The organism is Nocardia sp. NPDC059229 (assembly GCF_042754165.1).
Taxonomy (GTDB): domain Bacteria; phylum Actinomycetota; class Actinomycetes; order Mycobacteriales; family Mycobacteriaceae; genus Nocardia.
In genome coordinates, this window is record NZ_JBHZAK010000057.1 from 1 (window position 1) to 8,950 (window position 8,950).

An 8,950-nucleotide genomic window follows, 5' to 3' on the forward strand; every position below is an offset into this window, starting at 1 on the left:
GTGCTGAGCGATCATCGTGTACCGGGTTGCGGTATCGGTGCGGGCTTGCAACGCAGTTACGACTTTCAGGTGTTCGGGGTTGGCGAGGAAGTGGTCGGCGAGGTCGATGGCGAGCTCGGCGACGCGGGGGTCGTCCGGTTTCCAGACCGCGGCCTCGGCGGCGCGCTTGATCAAGGCGACGTAGCCGGGGTCGTCGAGGGCGTGGTCGAGATGGGTGAGGTAGTCGTCGAAGCCATCCGGGACAAGGGCTTTGGCCAGAACCCAGCCTTCGCGGGCGGTCGCGACCTCGTCCGCGGGGAACCCGAGGCCAGTCATCCGCTCCAGCAGCGCCACAGCGCGGTCGCCCAGCAGCGCCCGGTTCCCATCGGCGAGCCGGCGCAGTGTGTCGCGCCGCGCGATCATCTCCTCGATCCGTTCGGTGAGCCCACGCTCGACGTCGGCGAGCGCGGCGGCGAACCGGTCGGCGTCGGCGTCGAGCAAAGGCCCGATCTCGGCCAGCGGCACCCCGGCGGCGGCCAGCGTCCGCACCTGCACCAGCCGCAGCAGATCGTCCGATCCGTACCGCCGATAGCCGGAGCTGTCGCGGGCGGGCTCGGTGACCAAGCCGAGTTTGTGATAGTGCCGCACTGTCTTCACCGTGACGCCGACGAAGGCTGCCGCCTGCCCGATCGTGACTCCATTCCTCATGAGCTCAGCCTGCCTTGCGTCAAACCAGGCCCAGCGCAAGGGCCATGGTGCCCAGCGTCGCCACGATCGAGGTCACGCCGACGTGCATCCCGATCGAGAGCCGGATGTCCTGCTCGCGCCAGGCGAACCAGTACCCGGGGAAGGTGAAGATCACCCGCGACACAAACACCCACGGCGACCACAGGTGGTACAGCGCGAACAAGACGGTATTCACCACCGGCGCCCATCCGCGCAGATAGGCGATGCGGGGCAGCAGGAAACCCCGGAAGTACAGCTCCTCGATGAGCGGCAACGAGATCCCCGTCAGCGGCAGGCAGATCACCGCCGTGGTGAGCAGTGTCGAGTGCGAGTATCCGTGCAGATCGAGGTAGGTGTTGTTGCCACTGCCGCCGGTGTTCGCATACGGCAGCCAGGTGAAGAAGTGCTTGAAGAAGTTGTTCAACGGCGCCAGCACGAACCCGAGCACCATCATCCACCCGATGAGCGCGACGACCATCGCGACGAGCTTCCCCCGCGGAACCGGCCTGCCGGTGTAGCGCAGCACCCCGTGCAGCGAGAAGCGGCCGTTGCGCTTGCGGCCCAGCCACAGCAGCCCGGCTTGGATCGGGATCAGAATCAGGCACAGGGCGATCGCCCAGCCCAGGAAGCCCGGGCAACCGATGGCCTTGACGAATGGTTCGCTGATGAGCACGTAGGCAGCGACGATCAGGACGCCGGGGACCAGGTGCAACGCGATAGACAGCGGCAGAGAGTGGCGGTCGTCGAGCAGCCGCTCGACTAGCCGGTTCGGTCGCGTGCCTTCGACGGTGGACATGACAAGAACTCCTCGGACAGTTGGTGAAGGGGTACGTGGAATGGGTTGGAAGGTGCATGTGAAGGGGCCACAGCGCGCTCGTTGAGTTCGCTGTGGCCCCTTCGCGGTCTGCCCGAGGCGCGAGAGAAAGCAGTCGCCCGTCGGTACGTGCAGGTCGCAGTTGCTCAGGCCGCCGGCCGGGCCAGATCGGCCTGCCCGCCGCAGAACACCTCGTTGACGAGGCGCTGCTGCGCCATCTGGAACGGTGCCGCAAGGGACATCGCGGAATCGTCCACGCCGGTCAGCGACGCGGTCATGGTCTTGCTGCCGTCGGGCGTGGCATACATCAGCGTCGCGTAGCCCGCATGACCGCCGTTGTGGGTGATAACGGTTCCGCCGCACGCCGTTTCCTGCACGAACACCCCCAGGCCGTAACCCATGCCCGGAATGCCGGTCGGGCGCGGTGTGCGCATCTCGGCCAGCAGCTCGGCAGGAAGGAGCTTCCCGCTGTTCAGAGCGGAGAAGAAGGTGGCCAAGTCCCGGGTGGTCGAGATCATGTCACCACCGCTGGGGTTCCAGGACGGGTCGTGGCGGGTGACGTCGACCGTCTTCTCCCGGCCGTCTTCTTCGTACCGGTAGTAGGCGTGGGCGTGCGGCTCGGGGACCTCCGGACCATCGGGCACCACGGTGCCCGACAGCGCGAGCGGCTCCAGGATCAGCCGCCGCATCTCCTCGGCGAAGGCGCGGCCCGTGACCTTCTCGATCAGCAGCCGCGCCAGCACGTAGTTGGTGTTGGAGTAGCTCCAGCCGGTGCCCGGCTCGAAACGCGCCGGCTTGGACAACGCCAGCTCCACCAACTCCTGCGGCCGGTAGGTGTGGAACCGGTCGTCCACCCACTGCTTTCCCCAGGGCGTGCCCGGCGCGGGGATCCCCGCCACGATCGTCCCGTCCTCATAGAGCTCGCCGGTGAAGTTGAAGATCCCGCTGGTGTGCTGCAACAACATTCGCACCGTGATCCGCTCGTCCAGCGCGAACTCGGGCAGATAGGCCACCGCCGGGGTGTCCAACCCGATCTTGCCCTCGGCCACCAACTGCAGCACCAGGGCCGCGGTGAAAGTTTTGGTATTGCTGGCGATCCGCACATGTCCATCGATCGGCGGCGTCGCGGTCCCGCCCAGCTCGGCCACCCCCGCACTACCGACCCACTCGCCACGCTCATCGCGCACCCGCACCGACACCCCGACGAAACCGGAATCGACGATCTCCTCGATCGCCCTCCGCAACTCCGGGCGATCCTGCCCGGCAGCAACCGCCGACACAGCCCCGCTGACCGCACTGGCCGGCCCGGCGGCTTCGAGGGCGGCGGTGATCTTGCGGGCCATCTCCGCCGTGGCCGAACCGGGCCGACCCACATGAGCCTGAGCGGCTTCGATGGCCAGCAGGATGGTGCTGCGGAAGTTGTCGGCTTCTACCGGAGCTTGCTCACCGAGCAGCGGCGCCGCTGCGGCCAGGGCAGGCAACACCCGATCGGCGAGTTCAGCGACGGTCTTGCCCGTCAGTTCGATGTCCTTGGTCCTCGCTGCGAGCACGTGCCCGATCAGACCGGTCGCCGACGTCAGGGCGATGACAGCATTCGCGGCGGCCTTATGAGGCGCACCGGTGGCAGCAGCCATCAAGGACACCGCGCCGTAGGCGGCGGTCCGCAGGGTGCTCTTGTCCTGGTCGGAAAGAATGATCGTCATGGTGGTCTGCTCCTGGAAGCTGTGGTTGTCCCGTCGGCATCGTGCCGCTGCGCCGAGCTTCCACCCTGACCTCGGGTCAACCTCAACCGTGATCTGGCTCACGGCAATCCGTCCGTCCCCGCTGCGTGGACCGACCTCGTCGACACCGAACATGTGCGCCAACACCTCGTCATCGATGCGCCGCCCTTCGCGGCGCATCTACCCCACCGCCAGCCCGTAATACTCTGTGGTCCACGCGATATCACACGTTGGTGGCCAAGGTCAGACACCACGCCTGTGTGGTCCGGGTCTCGAGGTGGCGCGCCCGGATCATGCCCTCGTGGGCGTAGAGCAGATCCCGCCGTAAGGCATGCAGGCCTCACTCGGCCCGCGACATGTTCCCGGGACAGGTCCAGGCGGGTGTTGATGTCGAGCCGGAATCGGCCGTAGGGGTTGATGTTGGACCAGAACAGCGGACTCAGCGCGCGGCGCTCGGTATCGCCGATCAGATTATGGAACTGCGGATCCTCGCGGACCGCTTGCAGCAGCAGGGTATTGATGTGGACCATCGCCGATTGCAGCAGGTGCAGCGCGAGCATCGACACCTCGGCGTGCTCGCGGTCGGCGCCGATGAGCTGGGAGTCCTTGCCGTAGAACACGACCGTGTTGGCGGAGTTCCCGTTCTCCACCACCGCCAAGCCGCTGTTGATCTCCCTTCTGAGTTCTTCCGATGCCAGATAGTCGCAGGCGAAGATCGTGCGCGCTGCCCGCCCCATTCCTATTGACGTAGATCTCGCGCCGCCGGATCGCGTCGCGCAAGGCAACCAGCACTACCGCTCAGGGGTCATCGGCGGTGGCGGCTTTACTGCGAGCCGGTGGCGCGGGCGCGCTTCCCGGCGGCTTGGCCGCTGATGTTCAGCGCGTCGCCGATCTTCGCCCACGACACCGGTGTACCAGGTTCGATGGTGCCGTCGCGCCGACGGTGTTCCCGCCGGCGGGCCGCGGTGATGTGCTGGTCGATCAGGTGGTCGGCGGCACCGACGATTCTGGCCAGCCCGTGGAAGTGCGGCCCGGTCGTAATCGTCGGGGTACCCCGCAGGTATTCGCCGCGTTCTTCCACTCAGGTCCGGCCGAGTCTTACCGGGGGTTCACCCTTCGCCGGGCGAGACAACCGCTGTGAGCAGTCCGGACGCCCTGTCAGCGGGTATGCCAGCCCGGTGACAGCCGCGTGCGGCAAAGTCGATGACATGACAGACATCTCGCACTTTATTCGGATTTTTGAGTGACGGGTTCGAGGGTGACCCGGTAGCCGAGTGCTTCGAGCTGACCGATCGCACGGGAGGTCCAGGCGAGGATGTCGTAGGAAATCCCGCAGGCTTCGGCCATCCTGGTCAGTCCGAGGTTGGTGGAAATGGCCAGCAGGACCGCGATCAGGTTGCGTTTCAGCTCGGGGCTGCGGGCTTGCTTGCCGGAGACGTGGGTGAAGCAGTCCAGGTAGCCGGTGCGTTTGTCCAGCTCGATCAGCAGCGACACGATCGGCGCGAACGGCAGCATCTCGGTCAGCTCGGCCTCGAGCGACTTCCCGTGCGATCGGTCAGCTCGAAGCACTCGGCTACCGGGTCACCCTCGCAGCGGCCCCTGGTCAGCTTCGTTGGATTTTCGGCGATTACTACCGGGATCCCGATACGTTCCGCACGGGACCGGCGGTGGTCTGCCGTACCAGGCCAAGGTCGATGTCAACATCGGCGATGTCACGATCGCGGCTGGTGATTCCGTCGTGCTTTCGGTCGTGTCGGCAAATCGCGACTCAGAGGCATTCGAGGATGCTGATCGGCTCCAACTGACCCGCAATCCGAACCCGCATCTCGGTTTCGGCCACGGTATTCACCATTGCCTGGTGCGCAGCTGGCACGGATGCAGATGCACGAACTACTGACGATGCTGCCGCGCCGACTTCCCACACTGTCACTGGCGGTGTCGCCCGATGAAGTGACCTGGAAACAAGGTTCATTGACCCGTGGTCCGACACGGCTCCCGGTCACCTGGTAGGGGAGAGGGGACGGTGACCGACCCTCCTGACCGACTCACCGCCGGATCAACCGTCACTGCAGCAGAGCCGCACCCAAGGCGGACGACGGCAGAATGCCGTTGTCCGCCTGGTCATGGATTACCAGGATCCGCCGCTGCCGCTCGCGCTTCCGGAGCCCGGGAAATAGCGCGGCTGCAGGGGAGGCAGATACGGGCCGTTGCGCCAACCGCGCCACCCTCCCCAATGGTCGTCGTCCTGCCAGCACCAAGGATCTGCTCGGTGCCAGCAGGAAACAGGCTCTACCTGGGGGCCTTCGAGTTCGAGCGTGCTCGCTCGAGCAGATGCGGCAAACGTGACCGGTACCGCAATAGCTGCGGCAACCAGCATTCCCGCGATGATCCCTCGCTGGCGGCGTGGGTATCCAGAGTTGTCAGACATGCATTCCCCTGTGTTGAAGCAGCTGTCCAGGCCTGGCCCGTTCGAACATAATTAGACGCCGTTCAGTGTACCGTTATTCAGCGGCATATTCGACAGTGTCCGACAAGCCGGGCGGGGCTCATAGGAGCCATCAACGAGAAGCATTGAGCGACGCCAGAATTCATGGAGTTGGGACGCGTGGCCACCTTCCCCGGGATCGTGGACGCGGGCCGGCGCTGGTGGAAACGCTTGGTTCGGCGTACGCGTAACCTGCCACGACGATGTCATGCAAAGACCACCGTGAGCCTCTCATCGGCTGGGTGGTTGGATTCATCGCGATCGGCGGCGTCTCTCAGGACCGTCGCGATGGCGTCGAACGCTTCGATGCCCATCAGTTCACGGCTGATTCCTGAACTCTCCCAGACGATCTCGACCGGGCGTTCGACGTCTGTGGTCAGGCGATCCCATAGCCCGCTCGAGTTGTGTCCGTAGTACGGGCCGAAGTCCAGGAGACGTCCAAGAGTGTTGTGAAAGTCCGTCTGTGTCCGAATCTGTGTTCCGTCGATGGTGACCTGCATGGCTCAGCTCTCGAAATAGCTTGCACGCCAAGGCTATCGACCGACCAGCCGTGGGAAAGCGATGTGGAGTCTCGGGCTCGGCGGCAAGTTCGATGACGCATCTCATATCGAGGTGGTATGGATTTCTTCGGGGGAACTTCGAGATGAAGCGCATCACGCATGGCGTACTGCGCCGACAGGATCCGCGATGGAGCACGGGTAGTCGAGGGGAAGCGGTCGCTGTCCTGGGCGATCACCGTCTGGTAGCGGCGATGATCTGCGAATCTCGCCACACATCCGTATCACCCACATACGTCACAGTGACGCAACCAGTGCGTGCATGGGATATGCACAGGACAACGAGAACACCCGCGGCTGCTGCCCGGTCTTACCGGAATTTCATGCGACCGGCACGCACTGCCGCCTCTCGCGGATTGCTGCCAACTTTCCCGGACCTGACATGGAGACTCCGCCAGGATGGAATCGCTTGCAGTTCAACATGATTGAGCTACCGATAGCTTATCTATGTAAGCCTGGATCAGCTCTCCCTTCACCCCGGGCGGCGGCTTACCACGGTGGTGTCAAGGGTTCGTCGTCGTTTCAAGCTGTGGAACTGGCTGCCGCGTTATGCCGACCGGGTAGCTGTCGTGTTTTCGGCGATGGCTGCGGCCAACCGGCCGATAATTCCGATGGCGTGAGCGCCGGCGGCGTCATCGGCGTAGGGGCGGGCATCGTAGGCGGAGACGTTCCAGTAGGTCGGCCGGTCGGTGCCGTGGGCACCTGGAACCGACCGCAGGGCAACGCGGTCGAATCCGAACACGGTCAATGCCTTCGCCAGGTTCGTCGCGATCTTCTGGTCGGGCGCGCGGAATGCATGGACGGCAGTTATCAAGCCGGTCATGTCGGCAAGCGCTCATCCGCGCGCGTATGGGGATCGTTCCCACTCATGGGGATCTCCGGCAGCCGAGGTCAACGCCGACCCAGCTTACGCAACAGAGCTACCGCAATCTCGGGCTGAGCGATTCCACAACGTGGGCATGCCTTCCCCGCCTGCGGAATGTTGAGCCAATATCCATCGACAAGAGCTCGGGTAGCGTCAATCACCGCGCCGAGCTGGTCTACCGTGACCGACTGCCCACTCGGATTCGTGCTGATGCCGGCCAGCACAACGATATGCGGGTTAGCCGCACGAGCCGCTGCGGCGGCTTGTTTGACGAAATCAGCATATTTGGCGGTGTCGGCTTCACTGCCCTGCGCTTGGATGTCAATGACATCGGCCCATTTCGCCGCAGCGCTGACAAGCCCCAAACGCAAGAAGGCGGCGTAGCTTGGCTCCCCGGGGGCAGGGATTCGCGTCAGATCAGTAGCGGGAGTAGCGATCAATACCAGATTGTGGGCGTGGGCTACAGCAGCCGCACGGGCCTCGGCGGCGGCAGGGTCCTGTTGTTCGACGGTAGGAGTGAGCGACCAAGCCTCGTCATCGTAGAGCACCGCTCGGGTCTCAGCATCCAGATGATGATCGATCGCCGATTCCAGCGCGGTCACGCTCGTGAAGCTTTGGGTACGAACAGCGTCAGGATAGTCAGGACCTGAGCCACCACCTGAAATCAGATACGTATCTGGCACATTGAAGGTCGCCGATAGTTCGTCCCGAGACATCCCAGCATCTGCCAGCAAGTGAAGGGCTTCCTCCGAAATCAGCCATTTGGTCGCGGCTTCCCGCTCACGGACCGCCGAAGCGGACGTGGGCGGTACCGACGGCCGTGGCTGCTGCTGACATGCCCCGACGCTCAACAGGATTACGACGGCCAAGGCCGTGACCATACGTGTACCCACGTGACGTCACTCGCCGAGATCGTCCATTGCACGCGACAACCTATGTCGGTAGGTATTGAGCCTACCGATCAGTCTGTCCAGCTCGAACAATGCGTTGGAGGCAGCACTGGCACGTTCAGGGCGGGGTAGTCGCTCTGCGATACCGCCGCCTACCCACTTGTTCAGCGCCGACCTGACTGCACGCGTGGCGTCTGTCAGTTCGGTGAACTCATCGGCGAGGCTGACACGGTATTCGTCGCGCCCGCTCATGTATTCCAGTTCCCCTGTATCGGTGTGGAAAGGATGGAGGCATACCGTTCGACATTGGAAATCGCCGTCACTGCCACACTCCTCACAGTAGTGCTGACAACTTGTCACCACTCGGTGGTGCCACCAGGATTGGGGAACATCACCCCCGATACGCTGGAACCGTCAGCGTCCCGACGCTGCAGAGTCAGAGGTTCTGACTGGGCCCCGGTTGCAGGTCCACCGGTTATGCGAGTTGGATTTGTGGCTCGAACTCGGTCGGTGACCATTGCTGCCGGAATGCTTGCGGGGTAAGGAAACCCAGCGATCCGTGTGGCCGGTAACTGTTGTACTCGATGCGCCAGTCCTCGGCAAGGACCTGCACCTCGGTCAGCGAATGAAACACCTCGCAGGACAGGAATTCGTCGCGGAAACGGCCGTTGAACGACTCACAGACCCCGTTCTGCCAGGGCGATCCCGGGTCGATGAACGAGGCATCGACACCGGTGAACCGGCACCAGTCGGCCATCGCGTGCGCGGTCATCTCGGTGCCGTTGTCCATGCGGATATGCCTGGGTCTTCGACCGGTAGCCGCGATGATCTCGTCGAGGACAGCGACGAGACGGTCGGCGGTGCGCGATCGGAATGCCCTGGTGGCCAGCGCTTCTCGCGTGAACTCGTCGAT

General features: G+C 64.1%; 8 protein-coding genes and 2 pseudogenes. All 10 read right to left on the reverse strand.

From position 1 onward, the window contains the following. Positions 1 to 687: MerR family transcriptional regulator (locus ACFXHE_RS43770; RefSeq protein ID WP_379391651.1), on the reverse strand; the 687-nt coding region annotated here is incomplete at its 3' end. 19 nt (positions 688 to 706) lie between these two features. Next, positions 707 to 1,501, reverse strand: coding sequence for a CPBP family intramembrane glutamic endopeptidase (locus ACFXHE_RS43775; protein ID WP_379391653.1), 795 nt, complete (start codon positions 1,499 to 1,501; stop codon positions 707 to 709). 164 nt (positions 1,502 to 1,665) lie between these two features. Beyond that, complete coding sequence (locus tag ACFXHE_RS43780; RefSeq protein WP_379391655.1) at positions 1,666 to 3,222, reverse strand: serine hydrolase domain-containing protein; 1,557 nt, start codon at positions 3,220 to 3,222, stop codon at positions 1,666 to 1,668. A gap of 428 nt (positions 3,223 to 3,650) precedes the next feature. Beyond that, positions 3,651 to 3,977, reverse strand: a pseudogene (locus ACFXHE_RS43785) (Tn3 family transposase); the annotation flags it as partial. Between the two features lie 86 nt (positions 3,978 to 4,063). After that, entirely contained in the window at positions 4,064 to 4,321 is a 258-nt protein-coding gene (locus tag ACFXHE_RS43790) for a hypothetical protein (protein WP_379391657.1), read from the reverse strand. Between the two features lie 146 nt (positions 4,322 to 4,467). Next, positions 4,468 to 4,779 (reverse strand): annotated as a pseudogene (locus ACFXHE_RS43795) (Tn3 family transposase); the annotation flags it as partial. Positions 4,780 to 5,931: 1,152 nt separating this feature from the next. Next, positions 5,932 to 6,225, reverse strand: coding sequence for a barstar family protein (locus tag ACFXHE_RS43800; RefSeq protein WP_379391659.1), 294 nt, complete (start codon positions 6,223 to 6,225; stop codon positions 5,932 to 5,934). 604 nt (positions 6,226 to 6,829) lie between these two features. Further along, entirely contained in the window at positions 6,830 to 7,105 is a 276-nt protein-coding gene (locus ACFXHE_RS43805; RefSeq protein WP_379391661.1) for a hypothetical protein, read from the reverse strand. A 68-nt stretch (positions 7,106 to 7,173) separates the two neighbouring features. Further along, positions 7,174 to 8,016 carry a hypothetical protein gene (locus ACFXHE_RS43810; protein ID WP_379391663.1) on the reverse strand — a complete coding sequence of 281 codons (843 nt, stop codon included), beginning with the start codon at positions 8,014 to 8,016 and terminating at the stop codon, positions 7,174 to 7,176. A gap of 496 nt (positions 8,017 to 8,512) precedes the next feature. After that, on the reverse strand, positions 8,513 to 8,950 hold a 438-nt coding region (locus ACFXHE_RS43815; protein ID WP_379391665.1), incomplete at its 5' end, for an integrase core domain-containing protein.

Excerpts from the sequence above, each read along its gene's own strand:
- ACFXHE_RS43805 (WP_379391661.1), bottom strand. The coding sequence starts at position 7,105 with ATGACCGGCTTGATAACTGCCGTCCATGCATTCCGCGCGCCCGACCAG.
- ACFXHE_RS43775 (WP_379391653.1), bottom strand. The coding sequence starts at position 1,501 with ATGTCCACCGTCGAAGGCACGCGACCGAACCGGCTAGTCGAGCGGCTG.
- ACFXHE_RS43800 (WP_379391659.1), bottom strand. The coding sequence starts at position 6,225 with ATGCAGGTCACCATCGACGGAACACAGATTCGGACACAGACGGACTTT.
- ACFXHE_RS43780 (WP_379391655.1), bottom strand. The coding sequence starts at position 3,222 with ATGACGATCATTCTTTCCGACCAGGACAAGAGCACCCTGCGGACCGCC.